The sequence below is a fragment of the Streptomyces jeddahensis genome (assembly GCF_001642995.1).
In the GTDB taxonomy this organism is placed as follows: domain Bacteria; phylum Actinomycetota; class Actinomycetes; order Streptomycetales; family Streptomycetaceae; genus Streptomyces; species Streptomyces jeddahensis.
The window spans coordinates 22,357-36,172 of the sequence record NZ_LOHS01000089.1 but is presented as its reverse complement, the minus strand read 5'-3'; the positions used below and the strand labels follow the sequence as shown (position 1 = coordinate 36,172).

Sequence of the window (13,816 nt, the reverse complement as noted above, 5' to 3'; positions counted from 1 at the left end):
CGTGAGGGTTGTCGTCACCGGGCGGGCAGCGGCCCGGCCGACGACGACCTCGCCTGAACCGCGGTCCCAACGGCCGTCACCGCGACGGTCGCCGAAGAACTGAGCATCACCCCTGGTCATCCCTCAAAGGAGAGGCAATGCACAGAAGACGGCTGGGAAAGGCGCTGGGCACCTTCATCGCGGTATCTGCGATGGTGGCGGTCCCCATGGCCAGCGCGCAGGCGTACAACCCGACGGGCGGGATCCTGTACCAACTCGGAAATGAACCGTGCCTGAAAGGGCGGGGCAACTGCGCGATCTACGTGAAATCGGCGCAACTGCCGAGTGGACGCCTGGTCGCAACGTTCGAGAAGGCCACTGTCGTGCCGACGACGGGGAGCGCAGACGGAGAGACTCTCCCGGTCTACAAGAGCGACGACTACGGCACGTCATGGCAGCCGCTGTCGGAGGTCAAGGCCCCGGCGTACCTCTCCAGCGACCCAAAGTACGTGAAGTACACGAGCAACTGGGGAGCCCCCTATCTCTACGTCCTTCCGCAGGACGTCGGGAACCTGAAGAAGGGCACGCTGCTCCTCGCGAGCGTCGTGACGGGCGACGACTACTACTACAAGGAGCACAAGGCAGCCGACCCGAACTGGACGCCGTCCAACGACGGAGACCGCAGTGACATGGCGATCGCCCTGTTCTCCAGCACCGACGAAGGCGTGACGTGGAAGGTCGTCAACGTCATCGCGACAGGCGGCTGGCAGGGCGGCAGCGCTGGCGCGATCGGCCGGAACGTCGCGAGCGCGAACACGCACCGGCAGGTGGATCCCCTCTGGGAGCCGTACCTGATGGTCTACAACGGCAAGCTCGTCTGCTACTACTCGGACGAGAACGACTACCTGGGTTTCGACCCGGTCACCGGCGTACCGACACTGGACCCCGCGAACGACACCGCCCCGGACTCGCACGGCCAGATCCTCGTCCACAAGACCTGGAACGGCCGCAGCAAGGAGTGGAGCGAGCCCGTCGTCGACGTCGCAGGACTGACCCAGGACATGGGCGGCGGCAAGACGGAGATCGGAGGCGGCCGACCGGGCATGACAAACGTCGTCCCAACGACGGACGGCAAGTGGCTCCTCACCTACGAGTACTGGGGCGGCGGAACCAACACCCGGTACGCGATAGCCGATGACCCGTTGAAGTTCTACCGCGGCTCTGTGGGCAACCCCGTCACCTCGTTGCCGGTCGACGCCGGTTCCCGTCCTCTCGCGGTGTGGGGCAGCCCGGTCATCATCCGGCTCCCGGACGGGCGCCTGGTCTACAACGCCGCCAGCAGCGGCAACGTCTGGGTCAACGAGAGCGGACGCAGCGACGGCGTGTGGAAGGAGTACCAGACGACCTCGCAGGCCGGCTACACCCGCAACCTGCAGTACGTCGAGGGCACCGGTCGCATCGCGATCCTCAACCACCAGGGCACGTCGACGATCGCCTACGCAGAGGTCGATCTCGGCCACTCGGAGGGCGCCTACTACCAGTTGGTGAACCGCAAGACCGGCCAGGTGATCGGCACCGGGAACAAGACCAACGACGCGAACATCGGCAACGGAGACGTTCCTGACGTCGTCCTGGAGGACCCCGGCTCGGCGGCCGACAAGGACACCCAGTTCTGGCACGTGGTGACCGGGCCCCAGGGCGGCACTACGCTGCTGAACCAGTCCGGAGGCCGCGCGGCAGCGATCTGGACGGGGAACGCGACGGTGGGCCAGAGGATCGGCCAGTGGGTCGACAACAGCGCCACAGGCAGCTGGAACGTCATCAAGGCCGCCGACGGCTACTACAAGTTCCAGGCGGTGAAGAACCCGAACGTGTACCTGACCGGTGCATCCCGAGGCGCGGCGCTGACCTTGCAGAACGCGGTCGCGGACGGCTCGCAGGAGTGGCAGCTCGTCCAGCGGGCTCCGACCTCCGAGGACCTGACGACGGACAAGCGGTCGGAGAATTTGATTGCGGCGAACGAGGTCGGGGTGAAGGCAACCGTGTCGCTGGACGCGGCGGCGTCGGATCCCGGGGGCACGGCCCTGCACGCGAACACGACGGGCCACGTCTACGCGTTCACAGCCGACGGGAAGGCCACCGACCTCGGGCCGGTCTCCTTCGACGAGGACCAGAAGGGCAGCGTGGCGCTTCCGGCGACGATCGCTGGCGGGAGGAAGATCAAGATCGCCGTGGTCTTCGACGACACACCGCTGATGTGGGACGCGGTCACCGTGCGGGCCGCTGGCGCCGAACGCTGATCCGTGGCTTGGGGTGAGCCGGCTCGTCGGCTCATCCCAACCTCCGTTGTTGCCGATCACGACAACCGGCTCAACCGGACAGCCTCGGCCACGGGCTCCGGGCCGGCTGCGCCGCGCCACCCCCTGGTCACCCCGGCACCCTGCTCACCTGGCACCGCACACTGCTGCGCTGGGGGGTGGGGGCAGAAGCCCGCACGGATCAGAGACTCGCCTTGTTCCGCGGTGGAACTTGCACCGGTGTGACGGTTGATGCGGTGTTGGGCATGGGCTGGTCGGCGATCGGCACAGGAATGGGGCGCTGCGCGCTCGGGCGCGCAACATCCGCACAAGTCTTCAAACCAAGATCGACCGTGTTGCTGGGAGTCAAAGGGTCGCAGGTTCAAATCCTGTCGTCCCGACTTTCAGAAGTCGGATGTTTCCGCAGATCAGGAGCACTCTTCGGAGGGCCCCTGACGTGTGTGTGGGAGCGAGTCGACTCGGGACGCGGTCCACCTCGACTTGATAGGCAAGTGCAAACTTGCCTATCCTGTGGTTGTGGCCGACGACCTTTTCAAAGCCTTGGCCGATCCCACCCGGCGCACCATCCTCGACGAGCTCGCGGAGAAGTCCGGACAGACACTGTTCGAGATCTGCTCGCGACTGAGCATGAAGCATCAGCTCGGCATCTCGCGCCAGGGTGTCTCCCAGCACCTCGCCGTGCTCGAGGCCGCCGGGCTCGTCGAGACCCGGCGGGAGGGCCGCTACAAGTTCCACGACCTGAACACAGCCCCGCTGCGGCAGATCGCCGAGCGATGGCTCGTGCCCGACACATCCGGACCGGAGAAGAGCACCCCATGAAGATCCGTCTGACCAGCGTCTTCGTCGACGACCAGGCCAAGGCCGAGCACTTCTACACCGAGATCCTCGGCTTCGTGAAGAAGCACGACGTCCCGGTGGGCGAGAAGGACCGGTGGCTGACCGTCGTCTCGCCCGAGGAGCCCGGCGGCACCGAACTGCTCTTGGAGCCCGTCGGTCACCCGGTTGCCAGGACCTACCGCGACACGCTCGTGCAGGACGGCATCCCGCTCGCCCAGTTCGCCGTCGACGACGTGCAGGCGGAGTACGAGCGCCTGCGCGGCCTCGGCGTCCGCTTCACCCAGGAGCCCCTGGAGATGGGCGCCGTCACCACCGCCGTCTTCGACGACACCTGCGGCAACCTGATCCAGATCGCGACACGGCCGCAGTAGGCGGTCGGCCGCGTGCGGGACAAGGCCGCGGCGGCGACCGGACCCTCGCCCTGGAATACGCCGGCGAGTCGGCAACGCCTGGGCATGACTCCGAAGTCCCTCGAAACCCTCTCGTGCTCGTGCTGCCGCCCCCCGGCGTCAGGGCCGAACTCCACCCGGCATCCGTGACCGCCCATCGCCGCCCCGACGGCTTTAGTGTGGAAGGCGGAGGCACCGCATGGGCGCGTCGGAATTCGCTGGTCTGATGGCTGTAGTGACCGGTGGCGCATCAGGGGTAGGGCTGGCCACGGCACGGCTGCTCGCCGCCCGCGGGGCCTGTGTCGCCTGCCTCGACCTCAGGCCCGACGCCATGCCCGCACCGCTGGTCGACACACCGGCCGACGCGGCCGACGACGTGACCGTACGGGCGGCGGTCGAGGAGGCCGCACGCTGGTTCGGCGGCCTCGGCATCCTTGCGAGCAGCGCCGGGATCGGCGCCCAGGGCATCATCTCGCCCTCGTCGGCGGCATGGGCGGACTACGGATTCGGTCCCGCGCCGGACCTGCCGCGCGAAACCGTCCGCAGGAAGAACCAGCCATGAAGAGCAGATGCCTCATGAAGAGCAGATGCCTCAGGTATTCCTGCCTCGGCGCGGTCAGCGCCCTCGCCGTCACCACACTCAGCGCCTGCGGCGGCTCCGGTGCCGACTCGGGGGGCGACCCGGCCGGTGCCCAGGTGGTGGGCGTCGACTACCCCCGTTCGGACACCGACTTCTGGAACTCGTACATCAAATACACCCCGCAGTTCGCCAAGGAGCTCGGCCTGGGGCTGAAGACCACCAACTCGCAGAACGACGTCGGCAAGCTCGCCGCCAATGCACAGACGTTCATCAGCCACGGGGTGAAGGGCGTCGCGATGGCCCCGCAGGACACCGCCGCGATCGCGCCCACCCTCCAGCAGATGGCCGCGCAGAAGATCCCCGTGGTCACCGTGGACACCCGTCCCGACACCGGCAAGGTCTACATGGTCGTACGCGCCGACAACCGCGCCTTCGGCGAGAAGGCCTGCCGATACCTCGGCGCCAAGCTCGGCGGCCAGGGCAAGGTGGTCATGCTCGAGGGCGACCTTGCCTCGATCAACGGCCGGGACCGCACGGAGGGTTTCAACGACTGCATGAACGAGCACTACCCCGAGATCACGGTCCTCGGCCAGGCGACCAACTGGGACGGGACGGTCGCGGCGCAGAAGCTGCAGGCGGCTCTCACCGCCCACCCGGACATCAAGGGCGTCTACATGCAGGCCAGCTTCGCTCTCTCCGGCACCCTGCACGTGCTCAAGCAGCAGGGCCTGCTGGTCGGCCCGAAGGACAAGAAGCACATATTCGTGGTCTCCAACGACGGCACCCCAGAGGAGCTCAGGAGAATCGCCGAGGGAAAGATCGACGCCACGGTCTCGCAGCCCGCCGACCTCTACGCCAAGTACGCCCTCTCCTACCTGAAGGCGGCGATCGAGGGCAAGACATTCAAGCCCGGCAAGACCGACCACGACAGCACCATCGTCAAGGTCCGCGACGGTGTGCTGGAGGACCAGCTGTCCGCACCGCTGGTGACCGCGGACGGCGGGACGTACGACGGCGTGCCCAGTCTCAAGAGCGACGACACGTCCCTCTGGGGCAACACCCTCGGCCCGGAAGTCACCCGGAAGTAGCCGGAAGGGGCCGGGAGGGGGTACCTCTGCACCGCCCATTACGGGGCCGCCTTGATCACCTTCATGGTCAAGTGGGATTCGAGGCGCAGGACGGCGGGCAGGCCGCTGAGCTTCTCGATGAGGAAGGCCTCGTAGGCGGCGTGGTCGGCGGTGGCGACGCGGATGAAATAGTCGGGGCGGCCGTACATGCGACGGAATTCGATGACGTCCTCGTAGGAGGCCACGGTGGTCTCGAACTCCTCGACGGTCTTGCGGTCCTGGGCATAGATCTCAACGTCGATGAGGACTTCCAGCCCGCGGCCCAGGGCTCCGGCGTCGATGACGGCCCGGTATCCGGTGATCACGCCGGTCTCTTCCAGGCGCTTGACCCGGCGCAGGCACGGGGGCGGGGTCAGGCCGACTCGTTTGGCCAGTTCGACGTTGGTCAGCCGCCCGTCCTGACGCAGGTGAAACAAAATGTCTCGGTCAGTGGCGTCCAGGTTGATTTCATTGCCCATGAAGCGATCATAGAGTCATAATCCGCAACCATATAAGGCGTAACTCGTCCTAAAATGTCTGCATGCAGATAGCGCCTCACGTGGCTGACGGCCCATCGCGGTCTGCACCCGTCCCTCCGTCCCGGACGCCCTCCGAGGCGCGGGCCGCCTTCGAGGACTCCGCCTCCGTGGGCCTGGGATTCGTCCCGCTGGGCATCGCCTACGGGGTGCTCGTCACCCACTCCGGCGTCGACTGGTGGTGGACGGCCTTGTCCAGCGCGGTGATCTACGGCGGATCGTTCGAGTTCCTGCTCATCGGCATGGTCACCGCCGCCGCCCCACTGGGGGCGATCGCGGTGTCCGCGTTCCTCGTGAACGTCCGGCACGTCTTCTACGCGCTGTCCTTCCCGCTCGACCGTGTGAGGGGGCGCCTCGGCAGGACGTACAGCACCTTCGCCCTGAGCGACGAGGCATACGCCCTGACCGCCGCCGAGCAGGCCCGCTCCTGGTCCAGCCGGCGCATCCTGTGGTTGCAGCTCTTCATGCACCTGTACTGGGCCGGCGGCGCCACCGCGGGAGCCCTGCTCGGCTCCCTCATTCCGGACAGCGTCACCGCCCTGGACTTCGCGCTGACCGCCCTGTTCACCGTCCTGGCCCTGGACGCCGTCCGCGACCGGCGGGGCGACCTGCCGACCCCCGTGCTCGCCCTCCTAAGCGCCCTGGCCGCCCGGCTCGTCTATCCGAGCCAGATGCTCCTCGTCGCCTTCGCCCTGTTCACCGCCGGGCTACTGGCTCGCCACGTCATGACCGGCAGGAACACGACCAGCGGGAACACGACCAGGAGGAAGCCGAGCCATGCCTGACACCCCCTACCTCATCGCCGCGGTTCTCGTCACCGCCGCCGTCACCTGGGGCCTGCGTGCGCTGCCCTTCGCCGTGCTCGCTCCGCTGCGCGCGAGCAGCACCGTGCAGTACCTCAGCACCCGTATGCCGGCCGGCATCATGGTGATCCTGGTCGTCTACTGCCTGCGCGACCTGCCCCTCACCGAGCCCCGTGTCCTGGCTCCGTCGGCGGCCCTGGCCGTCACCGTCGGCCTGCACCTGTGGCGCCGCAACGCCCTGCTGAGCATCCTCGGCGGCACGGCCGTCCACGTGCTCCTGGCCAGCACGGTTCTCAGGTCCTGACGCCCACTCAGGGGCTTCGAAGAGGGCTCCAGCGGACCGGAGAGCGGGCGGCTCTGCGGCGCCGGATCGCCGGGTTCCGAACTCGTGACTCCACCCACGCGTAAACGCGCGGGCTTCCTGCGTCGGTAGCTAGGCCACGTCGCAGAGGGCCAGCCCGGCCCTGTTGAGGACGTTCGTCGCGCCGACGTGGTCCGCGTTCGCGGTGAAGCCGCACGCCGTGCACTGGAACTCCGCTTGGGTGACGCGCTTCTCCTTCGCGACGTGCCCGCATTCGAAGCACGTGCGGGAGGTGTTGCGGGCGTCCACCGGGATGGTCAGGCGACCGGCACTCTCAGCCTTGTTCGCCAGGATCACCAGGAACTGCCCCCAACCCGCGTCGAGGATGCTGCGGTTGAGCCCGGTCTTCGCGGCGGCGCCGTTCGGCAGGAACGCGCCGGGCGTGCTGAGGTCGGGCTTGGGTGCTGGCGCCTTCGTCATGCCCGCCGTGTTGAGTCGCTCATGCGCGATCAGGTCGTGGTCGCGGATCAGCGCGTTCGCGGTCTTGTGGTGGAAGTCGAGGCGTTGCCGCCGGATCTTCGCGTGGAGTTTGGCGACCTTGCGGGCGGGGGCGCGGTGCCTCTTCGTGCGCTGCCGGGTGCGCTTGGGGAACGTGGCGAGGTGCCGTTGGGCGTCGGCCAGCTCGTCCGCCGCCGCGTCGAGGAACTTCGGGTTGGCGACGTGTGCGCCGTCCGAGGTGGTCAGGAAGTGCGACACGCCCATGTCGATGCCGACCACGGCGCCGGTGGCCGGCAGCGGCTCGGCGGGCACGTCGTCGCACGAGAGGACGACGTACCAGCGGCTGCCGTCACGCTTGATGCTGATCGTCTTCACGCGGCCCTGGATGGACCGGTGCTGGTGCACACGGACGTGTCCGATGCCCTGGAGGCGGACGCGGGTCTGCATATCGTGCGGAGTGGAGTCCCAGCGGCAGCCGTCGCCGTCCTTGGGGAAGACGACGGTGTCGAAGTGCCCGACGCCCTTGAACCGCGGGTACCCGGGCTTCTGCCCGGCCTTGACCCGGCGGAAGAACGCGGCGAACGCCTTGTCCAGGCGGCGCAAGGTGGCCTGCTGGGAGGAGAAAGACCAGCGGCCCTGGCGGTCGGGTTCGAACGCGCGGATCTCCTTGAACTGGGCGGACTGTTCGCCGTACTTGATGCTCATCTTCGAGCTGTGCCGGTAGGCGTCCCGGCGCTCCTGACGGGCGGCGTTGTACAGCGAGCAGTGCTCCCGCAGCATCTCGCCCAACGCGACCGCCTGACGGGCCGTGGGACGCAGAAGGAACTTGTAGGCGCGGATCACCCCTTGCGCCTCCGTTCAAGGCGCAAGGCGTCGGCGAGGAGCACGCACGCAGCAGCGTTGATCGAAATGCCCGCCCGGTGGGCGTATTCCTCGATCTGCCGCTTCAAGTCTGGGGGTACGCGGAGGTTCAGCGACTCCCGGCGGTCACCTCTAGCCACAACCAAAATGCCACCCTTTTTGGCGGTGGCTCACGTCCAAGACCAGACGCTGCGCTGCTCCGCAGCGCAGGAGCGGATTCGATTCCCCCACCGGCTAATACTCCAGTGTGGCTTCGTGATCTACCCAGTGGGTTCGCTGGCGGTCCGTCGTCGGTAGTGGCTGCGTCGGGCTGTTGCCTGGTGCCGTCTGCGCCAGTTGGACCAGTGCAGCGGCCTGGTCGGAGTCACGGCCGGTGGGTTGAAGAGAGCGGCAAGTAGGTGGCGGATCTCCGGGACGGTCAGCGTGATCGGATCGCTGCTGCGGGCAAGCTGGTGCGCGTCGGCGGGCCGTTCGCGGGCCGCGTCGGCGGCGAGGGCAGTCAGGAAGGCCAGGGCGAGCATGGCGAGCGTGATGTGCCGGTGCCATGAAGTCCAGTGCCTAACCTGGTAGTGGTCGAGTCCGACCTGGCTCTTGGCGGCCTGGAAGCACTCCTCGATGCTCCAGCGGACACCGGCGACGCGGACCAGTTCCGACGCGGGCACTTCGGTGAGCGACCAGCACAGATAGAAAGCGAGTTCGCCGGTGGACCGGTTGCGTCGGATGAGCAGGTGCCGGTGGTTGCCGGTGCCGATGCGGATCCAGGCCCAGTCGTAGTATCGCGGCCCTTTCGCGCCGTTTCCGGCGCTGCGCCGCTGCCAGGCTGTGGCGGGCAGGCGGCCGGCGACGGTGTCCGCGCGGACGGAAGTGCGGCCGTGGTTGATTCTCACGCGCATCGAGCAGGCGACGGCCATCACGTAGCCGATACCGCGTGCCTCGAGGGCGGCGCGGAGCTGGGGGTCCTGTCCGTAGGCTTCGTCGCCGGTCACCCAGGAGGCACCGATTCCGGCGTCCAGTGCGGCCTCGATCATCTCCTCGGCCAGACGGGGCTTGGTGGCGAACTGCACCGTCTCGGGTATCCCGGCCGTGTTGCGGCGTTCGGGATCAGTGGACCAGGAGTGTTCCGGGAGGTAGAGCCGTCGGTCGATCAGGGCCCGTCCCCGGCTGGTGGCCAGGGCGAGGAACACACCGACCTGGGCATTTTCGATGCGTCCTGCGGTGCCGGTGTACTGCCGCTGCACTCCTGCCGAGGACCGGCCCTTCTTCAGGAAGCCGGTCTCGTCGACGACGAGAACGCCGCCGTCGGTGCCGAGGTGTTCGGCGGCGTACGCACGCAAATCGTCGCGGACGGCATCGGCGTCCCAGCGGGCGCAGCGCAGCAGGCGCTGCATCGGCCCGGGCCGCGTATGGCCCGCCTGTTCGGCCAGCTGCCAGCAGTTCTTTCGTTCCACGCCCGACAGCAGCCCGAGCAGATAGGAGCGGGCCGCGGCCCTGGGCTCAACTCGCCTGAATCGGCCTGCGATCCGGGCCATAACCTGGTCGAACATCGCCCGCCAGCGGGCAGGGTCTACGCTATGGCCTGCGGCCACCACACGATCTTCAGGAGTCCACACAACCCCCGATGATCACGCGGTGGCCGTCCCTGCGGCGGACCGGCAGTGTTTACTCGTCGTAGTACTCACAGTCGTCGCCCTGGACGCGCGCCCCCAGTACCCGCGCGATCTCCCGCATCTTCTTGAGCAGGATCTCATCCGGGTTCTTCACCACGATCTGCCCCTGTTCCCAGTCCAACCAGGCACCGTGAGTGTCCCGTTGCGGGTGGGTGCACATCTGTGCCAGCCACTCGTGTCGGTACTCCAACACGGCGTCCTGGCCGCACGGAGAAACTCGGGCCACTTGAACCATCTCCAGGTCGGAGTCGGCAGCGACTACCGCCGCCCACTCCTGCGTGGTGATCTGCTCGCCCTCTTCCTCCCACCACGGCGTACGCCTGGTGATGTGCACGTCATAGCCCATGCCGCCACAGTAAGGGGCACGAACGCCACGGACTCGATCACGAAGTCGCACTGGAGTACTAAAGCCGGTGGTCCCCTCGAAAGGAATCTGATGGACGGGATCGAGCTCGCCGACGCCGTCCAGGCCGTACGCGACTAACTGCTCACCGCTGGGGCGCGCGGGACGGGGCGTGACCTGCGCTTCGAGGTGGGGGACATCGATCTCGAGTTCACGGTCGAGCTGCGCCGTCCGCGTCTTCGCTCACTGGGATTCGTCGACTGCGGAGCCTCAAGGACTATTCCTCTATCTCCGAGGTGAGCATCGAGCATCTGCAGCTGGAGATGATGCCTGTAGGGCCCGACATGAGCCCGCTGGCCGAACTGCAGGGCCTGAGATCGGTCTCCGTCAACAGCCGCCAGGCCTGGGGCGCCCTGAGGGACTTGCCCCTGCCTTCGGGCCTGCAGGCCCTCACCTTGGTGCCGTCGACTCTGAGCACATCGTCGCTCGACGGCATCGAACGCTGGCCGGGTCTCACGAAGCTCCATCTGGCCGCGGACACCGATTCTCGCTTCGTCCCAGACGAGTTGAGGAAGCTGGTGGCGCTGCACGAGCTCAACGAGCTGGATATCGATCTCGCCCAGATCTCCCGTCTCGCCGAACTTCGTCTGCCGCCGCTTCCGCAGATCCAGTCCCTGCACCTCAGGGCGGAAGTCCGAAGCCGCATTGATTTCAGCGAACTCCTGGAGGTGTTTCCCAACCTCAGGACGTTGAGTGCCCAGATAGACCACCGCTCTTTCACGACTCTGGACGCGGACGTGTCGGCTTTGCGGGCCGTCCCTGCCTCTTCTGTCACGATCCATCTGGCCGGGGAGAAAGAGCTGCCGAGCGGAAGTAAGGTGAAGATTCACGACCAAAGGGCTCCCCGCGTACCCCTCACGGGGAAGCCCCCTGTCCAGGAGGGCGTGCCCGGTTCCGGCATTCGGCCACACCCGGGAGCCTGGTTCCGGTCTGTGCTGTACCGACGCTCGTAGTGCTCAGGAGGAGCTGTCCGCGTGCCGAGTGACCTCATGGAATTGGCGCTGGGCGAGTTCCGAGTGGCCGTCGAGCGATTCGAAGTGCAGGTAGAGTCCCGGTCCGGCGCCAGCGTTCAGGCCGTACGAACGATCGACGCGGAGGCCGCGTACCTCAAAGTCACTCCGGTCGCGCTGGGTCCAGAAGCGCTGGCAGCCGCCCGGCGGGAACTGCGCTTCTATCAGGACCTCGCACCCGTCGCCCCCATTCGCACACCACGCCTCCTCAACTCCCTGGACACCGAGGAGGGTGTGGCCATGCTGCTCACGGCGGCCGGCACGCCTCAGGGCGTCGCGTCGTGGACCCGGGACATGTGGACGAACCTGGGAAGGGACTTGGCCGCCCTGCACAGCATGCCGCTGCCGAAAGCCGGGGACTCGAGCCGTCCTGATGCGCTGCTGGAGGCTCTCGCCGCGCCGAACCTGAAGGAGATCAACGACTTCTGGGCGGCCACGCTTCCCCAGCTTCCCGCCTTGGTCTCCGGCCGCACCGAGCTACACGATCAGATCAGCGCGCTACCACCGGTGCTCATCCATGGGGACTGCCACACGGACAACATCGTCCACGCTGCAGGGTCGCTGGTCTTCTGCGACTGGCAGGCGGTGGGAGTCGGCCGGCCCGCCTCCGACCTGGCCTTCCTCAGCGTGCGCGCAACCCCATCGGGGACGGCTGTGCCCCGGGCCCTGGTCGATGCCTATCTGGACGTTCGCCCCTGCGACCGCCGCGCTCTGGAACGCGCACTGGTGGCAGAAGAACTCGCGATCTTCGTCTTCCTGTGGCCGCCCTACGCCGCGTTCAACAGCCCCTCGGGAAACGATCGCGTCCGCCGCAGGGCACGCGAACTCGCAGGCAGGTACCTCGGCTAGCCGACGCACCAAGGGCGGCGGCGCGGGTCAGCCCGCTGAACTCGCAAAAAAGCTCCGGCGTTCCCTCAGGGGCGCCGGAGCCGGACCGCCAGGCGGTTACAGGCCAGGCGGCTACAGGGCCGCGGCCTCCTCGGTGGTGAGGAAGCGCAGGTTCTGCACGTACTCGTTGACGAACATGGGCACGCCGTCCGAGGCCAGGTACCACCTCGGCTTGCCCGTGCTGTCGGCGATCACCCTGCCGTTGACGCGGAGGTTCTCGAAGGTGACGTCCTTGACGACGTGATCCTTGTCCAGACCGGTGATGATCGACAGGTCGGCGTTCTTGCCGTTGTAGCTGAGGTCCTTGACGTAGACGTTCTCGATGCCGCGGCCGGCCGAGGTGTTGTACTTCGGGTTGTACTCGACCCGTATGTGGACGAGCTGGCCCCAGCGGAAGTCCTCCACACGGATGTTGTCGAACCTGACGTCCCGGACGAGGTTGCTGTCGCCGACCATGAAGGCGATGGCGCCCTGGTAGGTCACCTGCGGCTCGCGGTGGTCGAGGATGTCGATGTTCTCGAAGTTCAGGTTCTCCAGCATCTCGGGGGTGTCGGTGTTGCCATGCACGCCGATGTTGATCGGGTGGGCGACGTCGGCCCAGAGGGAGCAGTTCTTGACCGTGATGTTGCGGGTGTCGCCGTAGAAGTCCCAGCGGTGGGTGTAGAGGGCGATGGAGTCGTCGGAGGTGCGCAGGAAGCAGCCATCGATGGTGACGTTCTCGGAGCAGTAGAGCTGGATGCCGTCGCCCCAGCCCTGGTGGCTGAAGGCGCGCAGGTTCTTGATGGTGATGTTCTGCGACTCCGCGACCCTGATGTTCTCGTACCGGGGGTTGAGGATCGTGACGCCGTCGATCGTGACGTTCTCGCACTTGCGGATCAGCATCGCGCCCCACTTGGAGTTGTAGAGGACGCCACGGCCGGTCACCCGGGAGTTCTCCACCCCCTGGATGTCCACGAAGGCCTGGACGACCGCACCCGGAGCCAGGTAGACGGTGGTGTTGCTGGGCACCTTCAGCTCCCCGTTGGGGGGAGTGTGGAAACCGGGCCCGAAGTACATGACGTTCTTGTCGCCCTCGGCGGGCACGTCCTGCTCGATCGGGTTCGCGAACAGGTGGAGGCAGTCGAAGATCTTGTCGTCGACCTGGACGACGATGTTGCGGGGCCGGTCCAGGGTGAAGCGCGCGGTGCTGCCGAGCACCTCGGGCTTGATGCCGTACGAGTCCGGGCGTATACGGACCTTCTCGAAGGCGCCCGGGTTGTAGGTGACCTCGACCTCGACGGTGCCGGAGAAGTCGAACATGGCCACAGAGGAGTTCTGGGCCCTGTTGCTGCCGGTGACGGGGTCGATCAGCGCGAGCTTGGCCAGATAGACGTCGAGTCTCTGCCAGGTGCCGCCGACGGGCCGGAACTTGACGGTGAAGGAGTTGTTGACGGGCACCTGCGGAAGGGTCGGGTGGATGACCACTCGGTCGTCGACGGTGCCGGTCTCGTCCGCCGTGGCAGCGGCGGCCTGTGCTGTGCCGGCGACGCTGCCGGCCAGGCCGGCGACAGCGAGGGCGCCGGCGGCCTGGAGGGTGGTTCGCCGGGACAGGGACGAGCTCATGGTGACTCCTTGACGGAACGTGGGCGTGGTCATCTGTG

At 67.2% G+C, this 13,816-nt stretch carries 15 protein-coding genes and 1 pseudogene; 10 read left to right on the top strand and 6 right to left on the bottom strand.

The genetic code is table 11. The features are described from left to right. Positions 1 to 137: 137 nt before the first annotated feature. From STSP_RS20210 to STSP_RS20190, 5 genes and pseudogenes are all read left to right on the top strand, one after another. Positions 138 to 1,937: pseudogene (locus tag STSP_RS20210) on the top strand (RICIN domain-containing protein); the annotation flags it as partial. Positions 1,938 to 2,813: 876 nt separating this feature from the next. Beyond that, positions 2,814 to 3,116, top strand: coding sequence for an ArsR/SmtB family transcription factor (locus STSP_RS20205; RefSeq protein WP_067279898.1), 303 nt, complete (start codon positions 2,814 to 2,816; stop codon positions 3,114 to 3,116). Continuing rightward, positions 3,113 to 3,505, top strand: coding sequence for a VOC family protein (locus STSP_RS20200; protein ID WP_067279896.1), 393 nt, complete (start codon positions 3,113 to 3,115; stop codon positions 3,503 to 3,505). The genes STSP_RS20205 and STSP_RS20200 overlap by 4 nt, the downstream gene beginning before the upstream one ends. 244 nt (positions 3,506 to 3,749) lie before the next feature. Then, positions 3,750 to 4,085: an SDR family NAD(P)-dependent oxidoreductase gene (locus STSP_RS20195; protein ID WP_332835383.1), complete on the top strand. Its 336-nt coding sequence runs from the start codon at positions 3,750 to 3,752 to the stop codon at positions 4,083 to 4,085. 14 nt (positions 4,086 to 4,099) lie between these two features. Further along, positions 4,100 to 5,191 (top strand): sugar ABC transporter substrate-binding protein, encoded by a 1,092-nt coding sequence (locus tag STSP_RS20190; RefSeq protein ID WP_067280158.1) that lies wholly within the window; start codon positions 4,100 to 4,102, stop codon positions 5,189 to 5,191. A 38-nt stretch (positions 5,192 to 5,229) separates the two neighbouring features. Here STSP_RS20190 and STSP_RS20185 read toward each other — a convergent pair whose 3' ends face one another. Then, on the bottom strand, positions 5,230 to 5,688 hold the full coding sequence (locus STSP_RS20185; RefSeq protein WP_067279890.1) for an Lrp/AsnC family transcriptional regulator: 459 nt from the start codon (positions 5,686 to 5,688) through the stop codon (positions 5,230 to 5,232). Positions 5,689 to 5,750: 62 nt separating this feature from the next. Between STSP_RS20185 and STSP_RS20180 the strand changes: the two genes are divergently transcribed. Next, entirely contained in the window at positions 5,751 to 6,530 is a 780-nt protein-coding gene (locus STSP_RS20180; protein ID WP_067279887.1) for an AzlC family ABC transporter permease, read from the top strand. Beyond that, the gene (locus STSP_RS20175; RefSeq protein ID WP_067279884.1) at positions 6,523 to 6,852 is read left to right on the top strand and encodes a branched-chain amino acid transporter permease; all 330 of its coding nucleotides are present in this window, start codon (positions 6,523 to 6,525) and stop codon (positions 6,850 to 6,852) included. The genes STSP_RS20180 and STSP_RS20175 overlap by 8 nt, the downstream gene beginning before the upstream one ends. A 129-nt stretch (positions 6,853 to 6,981) precedes the next feature. On the opposite strand, the gene STSP_RS20170 is transcribed toward STSP_RS20175, so the two are convergent. From STSP_RS20170 to STSP_RS20160, 4 genes are all read right to left on the bottom strand, one after another. Continuing rightward, positions 6,982 to 8,190, bottom strand: a complete 1,209-nt coding sequence (locus STSP_RS20170) for an RNA-guided endonuclease InsQ/TnpB family protein (protein WP_067279882.1) — start codon at positions 8,188 to 8,190, stop codon at positions 6,982 to 6,984. After that, positions 8,187 to 8,348 carry a toxin-antitoxin system HicB family antitoxin gene (locus tag STSP_RS41265; RefSeq protein WP_408646333.1) on the bottom strand — a complete coding sequence of 54 codons (162 nt, stop codon included), beginning with the start codon at positions 8,346 to 8,348 and terminating at the stop codon, positions 8,187 to 8,189. The genes STSP_RS20170 and STSP_RS41265 overlap by 4 nt, the downstream gene beginning before the upstream one ends. Before the next feature lie 120 nt (positions 8,349 to 8,468). Then, complete coding sequence (locus STSP_RS20165) at positions 8,469 to 9,752, bottom strand: IS701 family transposase (RefSeq protein ID WP_078067348.1); 1,284 nt, start codon at positions 9,750 to 9,752, stop codon at positions 8,469 to 8,471. 115 nt (positions 9,753 to 9,867) lie between these two features. Then, positions 9,868 to 10,221 (bottom strand): hypothetical protein, encoded by a 354-nt coding sequence (locus STSP_RS20160; protein ID WP_067279879.1) that lies wholly within the window; start codon positions 10,219 to 10,221, stop codon positions 9,868 to 9,870. Positions 10,222 to 10,359: 138 nt separating this feature from the next. Between STSP_RS20160 and STSP_RS40335 the strand changes: the two genes are divergently transcribed. The 3 genes from STSP_RS40335 to STSP_RS20150 are packed head-to-tail and all read left to right on the top strand — an operon-like array spanning position 10,360 to position 12,137. After that, positions 10,360 to 10,518, top strand: a complete 159-nt coding sequence (locus STSP_RS40335) for a trypco2 family protein (protein WP_332835384.1) — start codon at positions 10,360 to 10,362, stop codon at positions 10,516 to 10,518. After that, entirely contained in the window at positions 10,515 to 11,231 is a 717-nt protein-coding gene (locus STSP_RS20155) for a hypothetical protein (RefSeq protein ID WP_067279877.1), read from the top strand. Before STSP_RS40335 ends, STSP_RS20155 begins: the two co-directional genes overlap by 4 nt. Positions 11,232 to 11,252: 21 nt before the next feature. Next, complete coding sequence (locus tag STSP_RS20150; RefSeq protein ID WP_157902873.1) at positions 11,253 to 12,137, top strand: phosphotransferase family protein; 885 nt, start codon at positions 11,253 to 11,255, stop codon at positions 12,135 to 12,137. 111 nt (positions 12,138 to 12,248) lie between these two features. Here STSP_RS20150 and STSP_RS20145 read toward each other — a convergent pair whose 3' ends face one another. Then, positions 12,249 to 13,778 (bottom strand): glycosyl hydrolase family 28 protein, encoded by a 1,530-nt coding sequence (locus tag STSP_RS20145; RefSeq protein ID WP_067279871.1) that lies wholly within the window; start codon positions 13,776 to 13,778, stop codon positions 12,249 to 12,251. Positions 13,779 to 13,816: the final 38 nt, after the last annotated feature.